At 45.4% G+C, this 17,725-nt stretch carries 14 protein-coding genes; all 14 read left to right on the top strand.

Going from position 1 to position 17,725, the window contains the following annotated elements:
* Positions 1 to 134: 134 nt before the first annotated feature.
* The 14 genes from glmS to ACSYSH_RS02105 all read left to right on the top strand — a co-directional run bounded on the left by glmS (position 135) and on the right by ACSYSH_RS02105 (position 17,715).
* Positions 135 to 1,940, top strand: a complete 1,806-nt coding sequence (gene glmS, locus ACSYSH_RS02170; RefSeq protein ID WP_489815781.1) for a glutamine--fructose-6-phosphate transaminase (isomerizing) — start codon at positions 135 to 137, stop codon at positions 1,938 to 1,940.
* Between the two features lie 145 nt (positions 1,941 to 2,085).
* Positions 2,086 to 2,871: an undecaprenyl pyrophosphate synthase gene (gene uppS / locus ACSYSH_RS02165; protein ID WP_491702485.1), complete on the top strand. Its 786-nt coding sequence runs from the start codon at positions 2,086 to 2,088 to the stop codon at positions 2,869 to 2,871.
* 90 nt (positions 2,872 to 2,961) lie between these two features.
* Positions 2,962 to 3,759 (top strand): phosphatidate cytidylyltransferase, encoded by a 798-nt coding sequence (locus ACSYSH_RS02160; RefSeq protein ID WP_489815779.1) that lies wholly within the window; start codon positions 2,962 to 2,964, stop codon positions 3,757 to 3,759.
* 80 nt (positions 3,760 to 3,839) lie between these two features.
* Positions 3,840 to 5,093, top strand: coding sequence for an RIP metalloprotease RseP (gene rseP / locus ACSYSH_RS02155; RefSeq protein ID WP_491702486.1), 1,254 nt, complete (start codon positions 3,840 to 3,842; stop codon positions 5,091 to 5,093).
* Positions 5,094 to 5,171: 78 nt separating this feature from the next.
* On the top strand, positions 5,172 to 6,908 hold the full coding sequence (locus ACSYSH_RS02150; RefSeq protein ID WP_491702487.1) for a proline--tRNA ligase: 1,737 nt from the start codon (positions 5,172 to 5,174) through the stop codon (positions 6,906 to 6,908).
* Between the two features lie 55 nt (positions 6,909 to 6,963).
* Positions 6,964 to 11,277 (top strand): PolC-type DNA polymerase III, encoded by a 4,314-nt coding sequence (locus tag ACSYSH_RS02145; protein ID WP_491702488.1) that lies wholly within the window; start codon positions 6,964 to 6,966, stop codon positions 11,275 to 11,277.
* A gap of 211 nt (positions 11,278 to 11,488) precedes the next feature.
* Positions 11,489 to 12,940 (top strand): NCS2 family permease, encoded by a 1,452-nt coding sequence (locus ACSYSH_RS02140; protein ID WP_491702489.1) that lies wholly within the window; start codon positions 11,489 to 11,491, stop codon positions 12,938 to 12,940.
* Between the two features lie 119 nt (positions 12,941 to 13,059).
* Positions 13,060 to 13,275, top strand: coding sequence for a cold-shock protein (locus ACSYSH_RS02135; RefSeq protein WP_252773775.1), 216 nt, complete (start codon positions 13,060 to 13,062; stop codon positions 13,273 to 13,275).
* A gap of 2 nt (positions 13,276 to 13,277) precedes the next feature.
* The gene (locus tag ACSYSH_RS02130) at positions 13,278 to 13,853 is read left to right on the top strand and encodes an NUDIX hydrolase (protein WP_491702490.1); all 576 of its coding nucleotides are present in this window, start codon (positions 13,278 to 13,280) and stop codon (positions 13,851 to 13,853) included.
* A complete protein-coding gene (locus ACSYSH_RS02125) occupies positions 13,843 to 14,151 on the top strand; it encodes a hypothetical protein (RefSeq protein WP_491706153.1) in 309 nt (102 codons plus the stop codon). Before ACSYSH_RS02130 ends, ACSYSH_RS02125 begins: the two co-directional genes overlap by 11 nt.
* A 21-nt stretch (positions 14,152 to 14,172) precedes the next feature.
* The gene (locus tag ACSYSH_RS02120) at positions 14,173 to 14,850 is read left to right on the top strand and encodes a 5'-methylthioadenosine/adenosylhomocysteine nucleosidase (RefSeq protein WP_252773778.1); all 678 of its coding nucleotides are present in this window, start codon (positions 14,173 to 14,175) and stop codon (positions 14,848 to 14,850) included.
* Positions 14,851 to 14,901: 51 nt separating this feature from the next.
* Positions 14,902 to 15,558: a YtpR family tRNA-binding protein gene (ytpR, locus tag ACSYSH_RS02115; protein ID WP_489815773.1), complete on the top strand. Its 657-nt coding sequence runs from the start codon at positions 14,902 to 14,904 to the stop codon at positions 15,556 to 15,558.
* A 14-nt stretch (positions 15,559 to 15,572) separates the two neighbouring features.
* Complete coding sequence (gene murC, locus ACSYSH_RS02110) at positions 15,573 to 16,907, top strand: UDP-N-acetylmuramate--L-alanine ligase (protein WP_489815772.1); 1,335 nt, start codon at positions 15,573 to 15,575, stop codon at positions 16,905 to 16,907.
* 82 nt (positions 16,908 to 16,989) lie between these two features.
* The gene (locus ACSYSH_RS02105) at positions 16,990 to 17,715 is read left to right on the top strand and encodes a Bax inhibitor-1/YccA family protein (RefSeq protein ID WP_489815771.1); all 726 of its coding nucleotides are present in this window, start codon (positions 16,990 to 16,992) and stop codon (positions 17,713 to 17,715) included.
* Positions 17,716 to 17,725 lie beyond the last annotated feature (10 nt).

The raw sequence follows: 17,725 nt of genomic DNA, 5'->3' as shown, positions 1-17,725 counted from the left end.
TGACTACTACCAATCATTTAGTCTATACCAATTGTTGATTTTGGGATTGACTAAGCGACGAATACTGATAAAATAGCAGTTGTTAACTTAAAAAGTATTACCAAACCAATTTTTTTGAAAGCGAGAAATTTTGTATGTGTGGAATTGTTGGAGTAACCGGTGTTGAACAAGCTTTGCCATGCCTTTTGCATGGTTTGCAAAAGTTGGAATACCGTGGTTACGATTCTGCCGGTGTTTATCTGATGGATAATGCAGGCAATGATGCCTATATTCGTGAGAAGGGACGGGTTGCCAAATTAGCTGAAAAGGCTAAGGCCAACGGCTTTATTGGGACTTCTGGTATTGCGCATACTCGTTGGGCAACTCATGGTAACGTGACCATTGAAAACGCCCACCCACAAAAGTCATCCGATGACCGTTTTTACTTGGTTCACAACGGTGTGATTGAAAATTACCAAGAGTTGAAGGCCGAATACTTGTCTGGTGTTCACTTTGTTTCTGAAACGGATACGGAAGTTGCCGTTCAATTAGTTGACAAGTTTGCTACCGAAGACGGTTTGTCAAACGTAGAAGCCTTCCGAAAGATGATTTCTTTGTTGGGCGATAACTCAGCTTATGGTTTCTTGTTAATTGATACAAAGGAACCTGGTACCTTGTTTGCCGCAAAGAAAAAGTCGCCACTTTTGGTTGGTGTTTCTGACCATGGTAATGTGGTGACGTCTGATGCTGCAGCGATGGTTGATGTGACAAAAGAATTTATTGAATTGCGCGATGGCGATATCGCCATCATTAAGCCAGACTCAGTCGCCGTTTATGATGCTCAAGAAGAACCAGTTGATCGCCAACATTTTACATTAGAAATTGACCCAGAAGACACTGATAAGGGTGCTTATCCCTACTACATGTTGAAGGAAATTGATGAACAAGCAGTCGTTGCTCGTAACATCGCTGCTCATTACTTTGATGAAGAGGGACAGTTGCAGGGAATCGGTTGTGCCATCACCGACAAGATGAAGGAAGCGGACCGTTTGTATATCGTAGCAGCTGGAACTTCTTACCACGCCGGTTTGGTTGGTAAGCGCTACTTCGAACAGTGGGCGAAGATTCCAACAGAAGTGCACATTGCTTCTGAATTTGCTTACGACCAACCAATGTTGTCAGCTAAGCCATTCTTTATCTTCTTGTCTCAGTCAGGTGAAACAGCTGATTCCCGTGAAGTATTGGATAATGTTAAGAAGCAGGGCTTCCCAGCCTTGACGTTGGCTAATGTGATGAACTCAACGTTGACCCGCGAAGCTGATTTTGCCTTGCCAGTTTTGGCTGGCCCAGAAATCGCCGTAGCTTCAACCAAGGCCTATACGGCTCAAGTTTTGGTGCAGGCCATCTTGGCTTCAGCCTTAGGGAACCCTGGCTTTGATTTGAAGGCAGAATTGGCTAAGGTTGCTGTTGAAATCTCAGCTATTACGGATGAAAAGGAAACCTTTAAGAAGATTGCCGAAACGGCCCTGAAGGACCAAAAGTCAGCCTTTTATATTGGGCGTGGCTTGGATGCTGCAGTTGCTTTGGAAGCAGCTTTGAAGTTAAAGGAAATTTCTTACGTGCAAACAGAAGGGTTTGCGGCCGGGGAATTGAAGCACGGTACGATTTCTTTGATTGAAGACGGCACACCGGTCTTTGCGCTGTTGACGCAGAAGAAGACGGCCGGATTGCTCCGTGGTGAGGTGGCTCAGGTGGCCGCCCGTGGTGCCAATACGGTGGTGATTGCCTCAAAGAGCTTGACCAAGGATGGCGATGCCTTTGTTTTGCCTGAGGTGGCAGAACTGTTGATGCCAATCTTGGCCGTTATCCCAGCCCAGTTGATTGCTTATTATGCAACATTGGATCGAAATTTGGATGTTGATCGTCCTCGTAACCTGGCAAAATCAGTCACGGTTCAATAAAGCGTGTGGCTGCCAATCATCAAAAAACAACACTAGTAACCAAAATGTCGGCGAATTTCAGCCGGCATTTTTTTGTTTGCCTGCTTTTTTCTGGTAAAATAGTGAAGAATGAATTAAATAACGAAAGTCGGACGGAGACAAAAAGATGAGCCTGTTGGCAAAGGTATTTTCACATAAAAAGAAACATTTAGTTGGCCACCACTTGGTCTTAAATGAACTAAAAATTCCAAAGCACTTAGCCATTATTATGGATGGCAATGGTCGTTGGGCCAAACAACGGCATATGCCCCGGGTTGCGGGTCATAAGCAAGGGCTGGAAACGGTCAAGACGGTCACTAAATTAGCCTCCTCTGCCGGTGTTTCAGTTTTGACCCTCTATGCTTTTTCAACTGAAAATTGGTCACGACCCAAGGATGAAGTTTCTTTTTTAATGAAGTTACCGGTCACATTCTTTGATACCTTTGTGCCAGAATTAATTGAACAAAATGTTCGAGTAGAAACCATTGGCGCGATTGATGCCTTGCCAGAAGCAACCAAGCAGGCAGTTTACGATGCTAAGGAGCAAACCAGTCAAAATACTGGGATGGTTTTGAACTTTGCCTTGAACTATGGTGGCCAAAAGGAGATCGTTGATGCGGCGGCAATACTCGCTCAAAAGGTTCAAGGCGGCGACATGGCGGTTGAAGACATTAATCCGGCGACCTTTGCTGCTGCATTAACGACTGGCTTCTTAGGTGACTTGGCTGATCCTGATTTGATTATTCGGACTTCTGGTGAAGAACGGCTCTCAAACTTCTTGCCTTATCAGGCGGCCTATTCAGAGTTTTACTTCACACCGGTTCTTTGGCCTGATTTTGACCAAGAACAGTTTGAGTTGGCCTTGGAAAGTTTTACCAAGCGTGACCGCCGCTTTGGCAAGGTGAACTCATAAAACCAGTAACAACATCTAACAGCCAACCGGATGAAAAAGTGGGTCGGTAGAAACGAAAAAAGATTTAAATTGTGAAAGTGAGAAATTCCGATGAAAACGCGGATTATTACGGCCGTTTTGGCTTTGATTGTTTTTGTTCCTTTAATTATTATTGGTGATTTACCATTGCTAGTGCTGACCATTGCCCTAGGAATTGTGGCGATGAGTGAAGTCTTAAAGATGACCCACACGCTATTGGTTTCTTTTGAAGCGCTGATTTCTTATATCGGAGTTGTCGCCATTATCCTGCCAAAAGATTTTTGGCAAAGCGGTTTTTGGCCGGCAACGGTGAACAGCCAATCTGTGATTTACGGCCTGGCCTTTTTGTTTCTTGCTCGAACGGTTTTTGCCAAGAAGAGCTTTAATTTCCAAGATGCCGGTACGCTCTTTTTAGCCATGGTCTATATTGGAACAGGGTTCCACTACTTCTACTTGGCTGATTTCCGTGGCTTGCCCGTCTTATTCTTTGGTATGCTTTTAGTTTGGTTAACGGATTCTTTTGCTTATTTTGTCGGTCGGTCCTTTGGTAAGCACAAGCTGTCACCTAATCTTTCACCTAATAAGACTTGGGAAGGCTCTGTTGGTGGAACAGCCATTGCTGTGGCAGTTGTGGTTACCTTGTATGCTTTGACTAATGCTTTGCCATATGCCGTCTGGGATTTGGTGATTATGGCTATTTTGCTGTCGATTGCTGGTCAAATTGGCGATTTGATTGAATCTGCTTTGAAACGCCATTTTGGTGTTAAGGATTCTGGCCGAATTTTGCCAGGTCATGGTGGAATCTTAGATCGCTTTGACTCCATGTTGGTTGTGATGCCACTGATGGCTGTTTTGGGAATGCTTCAGTAGCAGCGAAAGCCGGTTGTCTGGCTGCTTTTCTCAGCAAAAATCAGTATAAGAACTTTGTAACTATTTTAAGGATGAAATAAATGAACATCACTGCGCTAATCGCTTTTTTGATTGTTTTTGGCCTGTTGGTCGGTTTCCATGAATTTGGACACTTTATTGTCGCCAAAAAAGCAGGTGTCTTGGTTCGTGAGTTTGCCATTGGCATGGGCCCAAAAATTTTATCATGGTATAAGAATCAAACGGCTTATACGATTCGTCTCTTGCCCGTTGGTGGCTATGTGCGCATGGCGAGCGAGATGGAAAAGGATGAGCTGGAAGCAGGACAACGTTTTCGATTGGTTTTAAATCAGGCCGGCGAGGTCGAAAGCATGGATGAGCGGGTTGACCAGGATGGCCCGGGTTTCTTTTTTCAAGTCGATTCAGCTGACTTAGTCCATGAGCTGGTCATGACCGGTTACCGTCAAGATGAGGAAAACTTGTTGACGTTGAAGGTTGCCAAAACAGCGATTAAGACCGACCAAGAGGGGATTACCACGCGCATCGCTCCTGCTACCACGTGGGTTGAATCAGCGCCTGTCTGGAAGCGGTTGTTAATTAACTTTGCGGGACCGGCAATGAACTTTATTTTGGCGATTTTAGCGGCCGGAATCTTAAGTTTTGCCTTGCCATCCGTTCATTTTAATGAACCAATTATTGGCCAGGTGGTCAAGAGTGAACCGGCTGCTCAGGCAGGCATCCAGTCTGGGGATCAGATTCTAGCTGTCAATGGTCAAAGTGTCCAGAGCTTTACTGATTTTGCCAATGAGGTTACCAAAAAAGCTGATCAGCCATTGCAATTGAAAATTAGTCGTTCTGGTAAGACACTGAATAAAACGGTCACACCGGAATTGATTGAGATTGCAGGACAAAAACAAATTCGAATTGGGGTTGGGGTCAAAAGTTATCGTGATCCACTAGCAAGAATTAAGTTTTCTTTCCTTAATACTGGTACATGGTTTACCCAGGTAGGTAATGGAATCAAGGATCTCTTTGTGGGTGGCTTTTCCATTAATAAGCTAGGCGGCCCCGTGATGTTAGCCAAGACCACTGCTCAGGCATCACATCAAGGATTTGTAACGGTGCTGGCATTATTGGGCATTTTATCGGTCAACCTAGGCTTAATTAATCTTTTACCAATTCCGCCTCTAGATGGTGGTAAAATCTTTTTAGACCTTATCGAGGGAATCTTTAGGCGACCTGCGCCTGCCTGGTTGGCAACAACACTGACTGGTGCTGGAACAGCCTTACTGGTTGTCTTGATGATCTTAGTGACCATTAAAGACTTGGGTCAATAATTATTTCAAATAACGTCGGTCGCTTGTTCATGATAGACCATTGCCTATTAAATTAAAATTAGTCGAAAGAAGGACTTTATGAAACAATCACAGCTTTTTATGCCAACCTTGCGGGAAGTTCCTGCTGACGCTGAAGTAAAATCACATCAACTGCTCTTGAAGGCCGGTTACATTCGACCTGTTACAGCTGGGATGTTTGCTTACTTACCATTGGCAAAGCGTGTATTGAACAAAATTGAAGCCATCATCCGGGAAGAAATGGATGCAATTGATGCCAACGAAATGTTGGTACCTGAAGTTTTACCTGCTGAATTGTGGGAGCGATCAGGTCGCTATGCAACTTACGGTCAAGATTTATATAAATTCAAGAACCGTCAGGACCGTGATTTTATCTTGGGCCCAACGCATGAAGAGACTTTTACGGAACTTTTTGCTAACGATGTGAAGTCTTACAAAAAGTTGCCATTAATGGTTTATCAAATTCAAGCCAAGTTCCGTGATGAAGGTCGTCCACGTTTTGGCCTTTTGCGGACGCGTGAGTTTATTATGAAGGATGCCTATTCATTTTCAGCTAATCAAGCTGGCTTGGATGCTGCCTTTACTAAGATGGAAACAGCTTACGTCAAGATTTTTGATCGCATTGGTATTGATTACCGGGTAATTGTTGGTGATGCCGGTGCCATGGGCGGTTCTGATTCAAAGGAATTTTCGGCACCTGCAGCTGCTGGAGAGGACACGATTGTCTACTCTGATCAAAGTGAATATGCGGCAAACTTGGAAATGGCTAAGGATGCTTACGTTCGAAAGGGCAATGCACAAGAGGATCAAGAATTAGCAGAGTTACAAAAGATTGATACACCAAATGCAAAGACGATTACGGAATTAGCAACTCTTTTGGACGAAGATCCGGCTCAGCTAGTGAAGACTATTATGGTGGTCACGCCTGATCAAGAGTTGGTTGCGGTTGTGACGACCGGTGACTATGAAGTAAATATGGTCAAGGTTCAAAATCATTTGGGTTATCCAGAAGTGGAACTGGCTGATGAAGGATTAGTCAAAGAAACTGTCGGGGCATCATTTGGCTCATTAGGACCCGTTGGTTTGCCAGAAAAGGTTCAATTGTTGGTTGACGAAAGAGCTGCCGATTTGGTGAACTTTGCCGCTGGGGCCAATGAAGATGGCCAGCACCTCTTGAACGTGAACTGGGGTCGGGATGTTGAATTGAACGATGATCAGGTTGCTGATTTCCGGACGGCCAAGGAAGGTGATCTTTCCGTTGATGGTAAGGGAAAGCTACAATTTACCAAGGGAATTGAGATTGGTCACATCTTCAAATTAGGCACAAAGTATTCAAAGGCCTTGGGTGCGCAAGTGCTTGATGAAAATGGTCGTAATACTGACATGATTATGGGTTCTTATGGAATTGGCATTTCTCGTTTGTTGGCAGCGATTGCGGAACAAAAGAGTGATGACAGGGGACTGGTTTGGCCAGCAAGTGTTGCGCCATTCGCTGTTCACCTTGTACCAATCAACTTAAAAGATGATGACCAGGCGAAGGTGACAGCAGAATTGGAAGAATCACTGACTGCCCAAGGATTAGAAGTTTTGGTTGATGACCGTAAAGAACGTCCAGGTGTAAAGTTTGCCGATGCTGATTTGATTGGTTTGCCAATTCGCATTACGATTGGCAAGAAAGCCGGTGAAGGGGTTGTGGAAGTCACTGTCCGTGCTACTCAATCTGAATTTGAAATGCGAATTTCAGAAGTAAATGAATCGATTGCCGTCTTACTAGATGGACAAAAAGATGCACAGTAAGTTTGACAAAAAGCCGATGTAGATCGGCTTTTTGCTGTCATAGAAAGGTTTTGGTATGCCACTGAGCCCAACAGAACAATTAGAACAATTACTGACCCAAACAAAGCAAGGGGAAGAAAACCGGGCGTATTTTCAAGGTGGATACTTAAAAGCGGTTGAGGTCAATCCGGTTGAAAAGTCCTGGCGCTTTGTTTTAGCGTTAAATCAGGTCTTACCCTTCCAGGCTTATCTGAGTCTTTCCCAGGGTCTGCAAGGGAACTTTCAGCATGTTTCCTCAGTTGACTTGGCTGTTGAAGCAGCTGATATAGCAGTTAGCGACGAAGTGATTCGCAACTATTTTCACCTCGCCTTAACTAAAACTAGTCTGCCTTTTGCCGTTGGGCAACAGTTAGCGGCTTCTTCTCAAATTAGCCTGGTAAATGACCAGGAGGTGTTGATTGCCACGGCGATGCCAAACTTAGCAGCTGCCATGACAAAGGCTGTTCTGGCTGAATTAAAGGAAGTTTATCAAAGCTTTGGCTTGCCTGATCTGGCCTTTACTGTCCAAGTCGATGAAAAGGTCCAGGAAAAGCTTTCACAAGATTATCAGTCTCACCATCAGGCTGTTCAAGAAAGTATTAACCAGGCCATCGAAAAGGCCAATGCGGCTAAGCCAAAGAAGTCTGCTTCCGGGGTTGCCCTACGCCTTGGCCGGGCAATCAACTCGGATATCCCGGTTACTCGCTTAGAGGAAATCGACGGTGAGGAATCGCGGGTCGTTGTCGAGGGCTTTGTCTTTGCTGATGAAGTTCGGGAACTGCGGTCTGGTCGTCAGTTGATGACTTTAAAGATTACGGACTATTCCTCTTCTATTACAGCAAAGAAGTTTTCAAACAATGAACAGGATGAGGCCGTCTTTGATCAATTAAAGGCGGGACAGTGGGTCAAAGTTCGTGGAAACGTTCAAGAAGACACCTATGCTCGTGAATTAGCCTTAAATATCTATGACCTGCAAGTCGTTGACCATGAAAAGCGGGCCGAACCCTATGAAGGTGAGCAAAAGCGCATCGAACTGCATGCCCATACCAATATGTCTGGGATGGATGCGGTCACTGATTTTAATGGTTTGGCTGGCTTGGCTGAAAATTGGGGCCAGACGACGTTAGCAGTCATGGATAACGGCAACGTTCAAGGTTATCCAACAGCGATTGCTGGGGCAAAAAAGCATCATTTGAAAATGATTTATGGCATGGAGGCCAATGTCGTTGAAGATGGTGATCCGATTGCATATAATTCCCGAGACTTAGACCTCTTGGCTAAGGATCAAACCTACGTCGCTTTCGATTTGGAAACGACGGGGCTGTCAGCCGTTTCGGATCGGATTATTGAATTATCGGCTGTCAAGATGGAATTAGGCAACGTGGTTGATAAGTTTTCAGAATATATCAATCCCGGCTTCCCACTATCCGAATTTACGACAAATTTAACGTCGATTACCGATGCCATGGTGGCTAATGCCAAACCGGAAAAAGATGTGATTAATGCCTTTCGGGAATGGTCCGCTGGAACGGTTTTGATTGGCCATAACGTGACCTTCGACGTGGATTTCTTGAATGCTACTTATGACCGGTATGGTGAAGTAGCAATTTCAAATCCTGTGATTGATACGTTGACCCTAACGCGCTGGTTGTATCCTGACTATAAGTCTTACCGCTTGGGCACTTTGGCCAAGAAGTTTAGTATTGAGTTAGAACAGGCTCACCGAGCCATTTATGATGCCGAAACGACTGGTCACTTGGCTTGGAAGTTACTAAAAGAGGCCAAGGAACGTTTTAACTTATCAAATCTTAATCAATTAAATGATCATATGCTTGATGGTGGGGCTTGGCGCCATGGTCGACCATTTCACCTGTCTTTGTTGGTGCAAAACGAGACGGGCCTGAAAAATCTGTATCGCTTGGTTTCGGAATCAAACGTTCAATACTTTAACAAGGTGCCACGGATTCCGCGATCCGTTTTGGTGAAGTATCGCGAGGGGCTGTTAATCGGAACGGGTGATACAAATGGCGATGTTATTGTCACCCTAATTGAAAAAGGCTATCAAGCGGCTAAAAAGAAGGCTACTTTTTATGATTACCTGGAAATTCAGCCATTGGCAAACTATCAGCCAATGTTGGATAGTCAACTAATTGCTAATAAAAGTAAGCTGGAAAAGTTAATCAAGGAAATGATTCAGCTTGGCCAAGAATTAGGTAAGCCCGTTGCGGTAACGGGTGACGTCAAGTATACGAACCCTGAAGATAAAATTTATCGAAGTATCTTGATTGGGTCACAGCCGGGAAATCCGTTGAACCGGACGAACTTACCGGACTTGCACTTCCGTACGACCCAGGACTTGCTCGATCAGTTTGCTTTCTTGGGTGAGGATGAGGCTAAACAAGTTGTCATCACGAATACGCATGAAATCGCAAATCAGATTGAGGATATTTCGCCATTAAAGGAAGGATCATTCCCACCAAAGATTCCAGAAGCCGGTGACGAATTGCGCGAAAAAACCTTTGCCGCTGCCAAGAAGGCTTATGGCGATCCCCTGCCCGAGTTGATCCAGGAACGAATTGACCGCGAATTGAAGTCAATTATTGGGAATGGCTTTGCGCCTCACTACATGATTGCCCAACGCCTGGTGGCCAAGTCCAATAAGGACGGCTATCTGGTTGGTTCTCGTGGATCGGTTGGCTCATCCTTCGTGGCGACCATGTCTGGAATTACCGAGGTTAATCCTTTACCACCACACTATCGGTCGGCTCATGGTGATTACTTTGAGTTAGCCGATGAAAAGCAGTATGGTTCGGGCTATGACTTGCCTGACAAGGAAGACCCAAACCATCCCGGTGAAATGCTGATTGGTGACGGGCAAAACATTCCCTTTGAAACCTTCATGGGCTTCACCGGAAATAAGGTGCCTGATATCGATTTGAATTTCTCGGGTGATTACCAGCCAATTGCCCATAACTATATGAAGGTGATGTTTGGTGAAAAGAAGGTTTATCGTGCCGGCACGATTGCGACCGTAGCCGAAAAAACGGCCTTTGGTTATGTGAAAGCCTATGAGCGTGACCATGATCAGCACTACCGTGGCGCTGAAGTGGAACGTTTGGCTTCTGGTATTACCGGGGTCAAGCGGACAACGGGGCAGCATCCTGGTGGCATCCTGATTGTCCCGGCTGATTATGAGATTTATGATTTTACGCCGGTGCAATACCCAGCTGATGACCAAACGGCCCTGTGGCAGACGACTCACATGGATTATCATTCCATTCACGATAACCTTTTGAAGATGGATATTCTGGGACATGATGATCCAACGATGGTTCGTACGCTCAAGGATTTGTCTGGGATTGATCCACAGTCAATTCCAGCCAATGATCCGGGTGTTTTGAGCCTCTTTACCTCAACTGAAGCCCTGGGGGTAACTCCTGAACAAATTAATTCGAAGACCGGAACCCTTGGGTTGCCCGAATTTGGAACGAACTTTGTGCGCGGGATGCTAGAAGACACGCAGCCACACACTTATTCGGAATTACTACAGATTTCTGGTCTGTCCCACGGAACGGATGTGTGGCTTGGAAACGCCCACGACTTGGTTGAAAACGGCACGGCGACAATCGCTACGGTGATTGGAACCCGTGACAAAATCATGACCGATTTAATTGGCTATGGCCTGCCTTCAGAAGATGCCTTTAACATCATGGAAAAGGTTCGAAAGGGAAAAGGGATTACTGATGAGTACCAGGCACTGATGCGTCAGCATGAGGTGCCAGAGTGGTATATCGAATCTTGTTTGAAGATTAAGTATATGTTCCCCCGAGCCCACGCGGCGGCTTACGTTTTGATGGCACTGCGGATTGCTTACTTTAAGGTCTACTTCCCAGCGGTCTATTACGCAACTTATTTCTCAGTCCGTGCCTCGGCCTTTGATGTAGTTGCCATGGCTCGTGGTAAGGAAGCAGTTAAATCAGCTATCGCCAAGATTCGTGATCTTGGCAACGATGCTACCAAGGGTGACCAAGATTTGCAGACCGTCTTGGAAATGGCTAATGAAGCATTAGAACGGGGGATTTCATTTAAGATGGTCGACCTTTATCGGTCGGAAGCGACGGATTGGGTCATCGATGGGAATGAGTTGATCCCACCATTCTCAACAATTCCTGGTTTGGGCGATAACGTGGCCAAGCAGATTGTGGCGGCTCGTGTCGAAAAGAAGTTTATTAGTAAGGAAGACTTGAAAAAGCGGGGAAAGGTCTCGCAGACCATTATTGAGTTCTTAACGTTGCACTCGGTCATCTCGGATTTACCGGATGAAAATCAGTTGTCTTTGTTTGACTTTTAGCTCTGGCCAGCGGATGGTTCACGTCGGATGTTTTCGATGGAATTGTTAGGCAGTTAATGCTTGATTTTTAAGTTGGTTCGCGAGATAGTTAATGTTTGCTTTTTCAGCAGGGCCGTGAGATAGTTAAGACAAAATGCACCACTGCTGTGGCGGATATCAGCAGTTATCAAAAAAATAAGAAAAGGAGCCGGCGCTTTGCCAGCCGGATAGCATGCAATCATTTTTTAAACTCAAAGAAAACAACACCACGGTACGCCGTGAAGTGGTGGCCGGGATTACGACTTTCGTGTCCATGGCTTACATTTTCTTCTTGAACCCACAAATTTTGGGTCAAACGGGGATGCCAGCTTTGGCTGTCTTCGTGGCAGCCATTATTGTGGCTGTTTTTGGAACTTTGGCGATGGGCTTGTATGCCAACGTTCCCTTTGCCCTAGCCCCTGGAATTGGGATGCAGGCCTATTTTACTTATACCATCGTCTTTGGCTTTGGCTTTAAGTGGCAACAGGCTTTGGCCATTGTTTTCTTGGTTGGAATTTTGGATGTCATGATTACGTTGACCCATGGTCGCCAAGCAATCGTGAAGGCGATTCCAACTGAGTTAAAAGCCGCAATTGGTGGTGGGTTAGGTGTCTTTGTGACCTATATTGGCTTGAAGAATGCTGGATTCATCAACTTTGTTATTGATGGTAACAACTTGATTACCGTTAATGATCAAGCCTATCATGGTGGATCAGTTCATGGTCCATTGACCTCCTTGTTGGCTTCTGGTGGGGTAACACCAGAATTAACGAAATTTACGCAAGCACCAGCACTTTTGGCCTTGATTGGCTTGCTGTTGCTAACCTTTATGTTGATTAAAAAGGTCCCAGGCGCATTTTTGATTACGCTAATCGCAACGACTTTGATTGGTATTCCAATGGGGGTGACAGATGTGCACCTGTCATCAGCAACTTCTTTGTCACACGCCTTTGCTGAATTTTCATCTACCTTTGGTGCTGCTTTTGGTCCACACGGTATGCAGTCACTCTTTGGTACTTGGCAAAAGACCATTTTGGCGGTCGTAACGATTTTCGCAATGGGCTTAACTGGTTTGTTTGATGCGATTGGAACTTTGATTGGCATTGGTAACCAGACCGGTATTTTCTCTAAGGAAGACCAAGAAGCCTTTGTTGCTGATAACTCCTTTAATTCGAAGATGGACAAGGCCTTGGTTGTCGATACCTTTACGACGACCTTAGCGGGAGCTGTTGGAACTTCGAATACGACAACCTTCATTGAATCAGCGACTGGGGTCGCGGCGGGTGGCCGAACTGGTTTGGCCAATGTCGTTACCTCGATTGGCTTTATATTGATGCTTTTCTTGGCACCATTGGTATCGATTGTGCCAACGGCCGCTATCGCACCACTGTTGATTGTGGTTGGAATCATGATGATGGCTGAGTTTAAAAAGATTGATTGGGCAGATTTGGCGGTCGCCTTGCCAGCCTTCTTTACGTCAATTTTTATGGCCTTCTCTTATTCAATTTCTTATGGAATTGCCGCAGGATTTATCTTTTATATTGTTGTCAAAATTGCCCAAAAGCAATTCAAGACGTTGTCACCAATTTTGCTGGTGATTACCGCCTTCTTCTTGATTAACTTTATCTTGATTGCGATTATTTAAAGCAAAGCAGGATTGAAAGACGACTTTTGTCGTCTTTTTTTTGGTCAATTTCAGTACTGATTTGACAGAAAGAAGACTTTTACTAAGCGATTCAGACCGTTTTTTGCTATAATAGAGCTATGAAATATGGAACAGTAAAAATTTGGCAAGCCGAACGTGGCTATGGCTATATCACACCCGATCAAAAGGGACCGGACGTTTACGTCCATTTTAACGGCATTGCTGGTGATGGTTTTAAATCCCTTCACCAGGGGCAACGAGTTGCCTACGTCCTGGTTCAAGGCAAGGATGCCTTTCAGGCTGCCCAAGTCCAGGTTATCGACAGAAAGGACTAAGCATGGCGGAAAAAGAACGGTTTTTATCAAAGCAAGATGTTTACCAAGGCAAGATTTTCTCTGTTGAGAAGCGCCAGGTGGAACTTGCTGACGGAAGTAAGGCGCAACGTGATATCGTCCACCATGCCTTGGCCGTTGGAATCTTGCCACTAGTAGATGCCGATCACGCTATCTTAGTTCGTCAATGGCGCGCTGCAGCCGATGGTTTTGTGCTAGAAATTCCGGCTGGCAAAGTTGACAGTCGCGACCACGGAAACCAAGAGGAAGCCGCACGGCAAGCTGCTATCCGGGAACTAAACGAAGAGATTCGTTTTCATCCTGGTTCTTTGACGGCATTTGCGACTGTTTATGAAGCCATTGGCTTTACGGATGCAAAAATTGTCCTTTACCTAGCAACCGATATGACAGCTCTGGTAAATGCTAAACAACTGCCACAGGACCACGGCGAATCTTTGGACCTCTTGACGGTTTCCTATGATGAAATGGCCGCGCTTTATCAACGAGGCGAACTCAATGATCAAAAGACGTTGACGGCTTATTTCTACTGGACAAATTGGAGATTAACAAATGGCAAATAATCATTTTTTCACCCGGTCAGGGCAAAGTCGTGAAGATAAGGAGCGGGCAAAGATACGCAAGCAAGTTGAGCGTGAATATGAAAAGGCCCACCCGGATCAAATTACAGTGGTGGAGCCGGAAAACCGAGCCGAGATGCGCCTGACTAAAAAAGGTCGCTTTGAACTGGGATCAAATGGTGAATTAACAGAAAAGGGAAAGACAGACCGTCTAGCATACCGCTATAACCGTGGGATGATTTTAGTGGCAGTTTTGATTGTTTTGACGTATCTTTTCTTTTTCTTTGTCAATTTTAACTAAAGATCAGTGAGGAAACCTACTTTGAAGATTGGAATTATTACCCCAATGCCGGAAGAAAAAAAGGCATTGACGAACGCTATCCAAAACCCAGTTGAAAAAGACTTTGCTGATTTGACAGTTTTGGTTGGTGAATATGCTGGTCAAAAAATTTTTTTAGCGGAATCAGGGATTGGTAAGGTCGCTGCTGCAACGGCAACGACGATTTTAACCCAGGTTTTTGACGTGGATTTGGTCATCAATACCGGCTCTGCCGGCGCATTGCAACCAGAATTAGCCATAGGGGACCTGGTGATTGGTACGAAATTAACATACTTTGATGCTGACGTTACGGTCTTTGGCTATGACTTCGGACAGTTGCCAGCCCAACCAGCCTATTTTGAAGCTGATGCAGACTTGGTTCAGGCGTTTGAGGCCTTGACGGATAGCCAGGCCGGTTTGATTGTCTCTGGTGATAGCTTTGTTCAACAAGACAAAAAAGAAGAAATTAAACAACACTTTCCGCAGGCCCTTTTGGCCGAAATGGAAGGGGCAGCCGTTGCCCAAGTTGCAACGCGTTTTAACGTACCGTTTATTGTCTTGCGGGGCGTTTCTGATTTGGCTAATGGTGAATCATCTGTGACTTTTGATGAATTCGTTGTCGAGGCCGGCCAAAAATCAGCCCAATTATTACTGGCTTACCTAGATTCATTGTCTGCCTGAAGAGCGGATAGCCAGCAATTGAAAATATTTTGAGATAGAGGATAAAAAATCATGATTGCAGTTTATAATCAGGCAGCGGTTGGCGATATTTTAATGCTAACCTTTGCGCCAGCGACAAGCAAGGTGACCCAAGAAACCAAGGGACAGGTGACCAAGGTGGTTGATGCGCAAAGTAAGCAAACATTGGGCATCAATATTAATGGGGTCGGCCCAGCTTTGGCATTGACTGACCAAACCGGTCAAGTTTTTTTGACGGAAAGCCAAGTTGCTCAAGTGAACCAGATTCTGCAAGATGCTGGTTTTGACGATGCTATTGCCGTTGAACAATCAAACTTGGTTGTTGGTGAAGTCGTTTCAATGACTGGACATCCTGATTCTGATCACTTGCACGTGACTCAGGCAAACGTTGGTAATGGGAAAAACCTCCAAATCGTTTCTGGTTCTCCGAACATGCAAGAGGGAATCCGTGTCGTTGTTGCTAAGCCCGGCACAATGATGCCTTCCGGTGCCATTATTTGGGATGGCGCTTTGCGTGGTGTGCCATCAGCTGGGATGATTGTTTCTGGCCGCGAACTTAAGTTACCAGGTGCACCTGATAAGCCAGGCGCACTAGTTCTGCCAGCTGATTTTGGCCAAATTGGCCAGGCTTTTGATGCTGCTGCTGCCCAAAGTTTGTATGCGGACGGCTTGATTGATACAAACTATTAAGAGGGGCGATTGTCATGTCAGAGAAGTATTATTTGATCGGGATTAAGGGTACTGGAATGGGACCTCTTGCCCAAATTTTGCATGACCAAGGTAATGAGGTCTTGGGGTCGGATATTGACCAGTTTACCTATACCCAGGCGCCACTTGAGCAGGCAGGCATTAAAATTTTACCTTTTGACGCTCAAAACGTCTTGGATAATCAGGATGCGACTTTTATCCGTGGTAACGCCTTTGAGGATGACCAGGTTGAAGTTCAGGCCGCATTACAAGCTGGGGTTAAGATGATTTCTTATCCGGAGGCCGTTGCTAGGCAAATTGACCAGGCCACGACTATTGCGGTCGCTGGGGCTCATGGTAAAACATCAACTACCGGTCTTTTGTCACACGTCTTTAAGAACGTTGCCAAGACCTCTTACTTGATTGGGGACGGAACTGGCCACGGTGTGGCGGGTTCTGATTTCTTCGTTTTAGAGGCTGATGAATACCGGCGTCACTTTGCTCCATACCATCCGGACTATGCCATTTTGACCAACATTGACTTTGATCATCCGGATTACTACCATGATTTGGCAGATGTGCGCTCGGCTTTTGTTGATTTTGCCAAAGGTGTTAAAAAGGGCATTGTGGCTTGGGGTGATGATCCAAGTTTGCAGAAGTTGGGAGTTGACGTGCCCGTTTACTATTACGGTGATCAGGCCGGCCGTGATGACTTCTTGATTAGCAATGTTAAGAAGACAACTGCTGGCTCAACTTTTTCAGTCAGCTTTAAGGGGCAGGACTTGGGCGAATTTGCGATTCCAATTTTTGGTCAGCATAACGTCTATAATGCCACAGCGGTCATTGCCGTTGCATACCTGGAAGGTTTGGATTTGGCGAATGTCCGCGCGCACTTGTTGACTTATCCTGGGGTCAAGCGCCGCTTTTCTGAAAAGAAAGTTCAGGACATTGTCATTATCGATGACTACGCCCACCATCCAACGGAAATTCAAGCGACGATTGATGCTGCTCGGCAGAAGTACCCAGCAAAGGAAATCGTAGCGGTTTTCCAGCCGCACACATTTACTCGGGTGATTGCTTATAAGGATGAATTTGCCCAGGCTTTGCAGGCGGCTGATACGGTTTACTTGACGCCAATATTTGGTTCTGCCAGAGAAAGCAAAGGAACGGTTTCTGCCCAAGACATCGCCGATGCTTTGCCAAATGGCGCTGTTGTCTTGAAGGAAGACGATGTATCACCACTGTTGAAACACCATGACGCTGTTTTGGTCTTTATGGGAGCCGGTGATATTCAAAAGTACGAGTACGCTTATGAAAAACTGCTTGGCCAAACTTTGCCTGATTTGAATTAAGGGAAGACCCTTTAATCTAAGATTAAGATTTTTTTGTTACCATATAGATAGAAAAATTGACAATACCAATGGGAGGTATCTGATGGATAATTTTGATATGAACGCTCGCCGCGATGTGACGGGCGCTGATGAAGGCATGAAGTCCTTCTTCCAGCGTGTTTATGGCTATATGGCAATTGCCTTGGCTGTAACGGCCGTTGCCGGCTACGTCGTTCAACATTTCTTTTTGCAACAAGTTGCCCAACTCTTTTTGGGTAGCTGGATTGGGATGGCAGCGGTTGTTGTCGTTGAATTGGTCATTGTGGCCATGATTCGCAACGCTTCATTTGCCAATAATCCCTCCAAGGCCTTTGGTCTTTTGATGGCCTTTTCGGCTGTCCAAGGCTTAACGCTTGGTTTGATTTTGGCTGTTTACACGGTTGCTTCAGTCGGTGCTGCCTTTATTTCAACTGCGGCTTTGTTTGCCGGTATGGCTGCCTATGGTTATTTTTCAAAGAAGTCAATGGCTTCAATGGGCCCAATCCTCTTTGGCTCACTGATTGGGATCATTGTGGCATCAGTAATTAATATCTTCATGGGTTCTTCAACCATGCACTTGTTGATTTCAGTGGCAACTGTTATCGTGTTTGCTTTGTACACCGCTTACGACAACAATACATTACGTCGGGTTTATGTTCAATTGTCAGCTAACGGTGCGAGTGAAGCTCAGACAACCGGGTTGGCCGTGTCTGGGGCTTTGATGCTCTACCTTGATTTCATGAACATTTTCTACGCTTTGATCCAACTTTTCGGCGATAACCGAAATTAACACGTCAGAA

The sequence above is a fragment of the Fructobacillus sp. ESL1117 genome (assembly GCF_058508565.1).
Note: the sequence above shows the minus strand (reverse complement) of the source record. Positions and strands in the feature narration are given on the sequence as shown.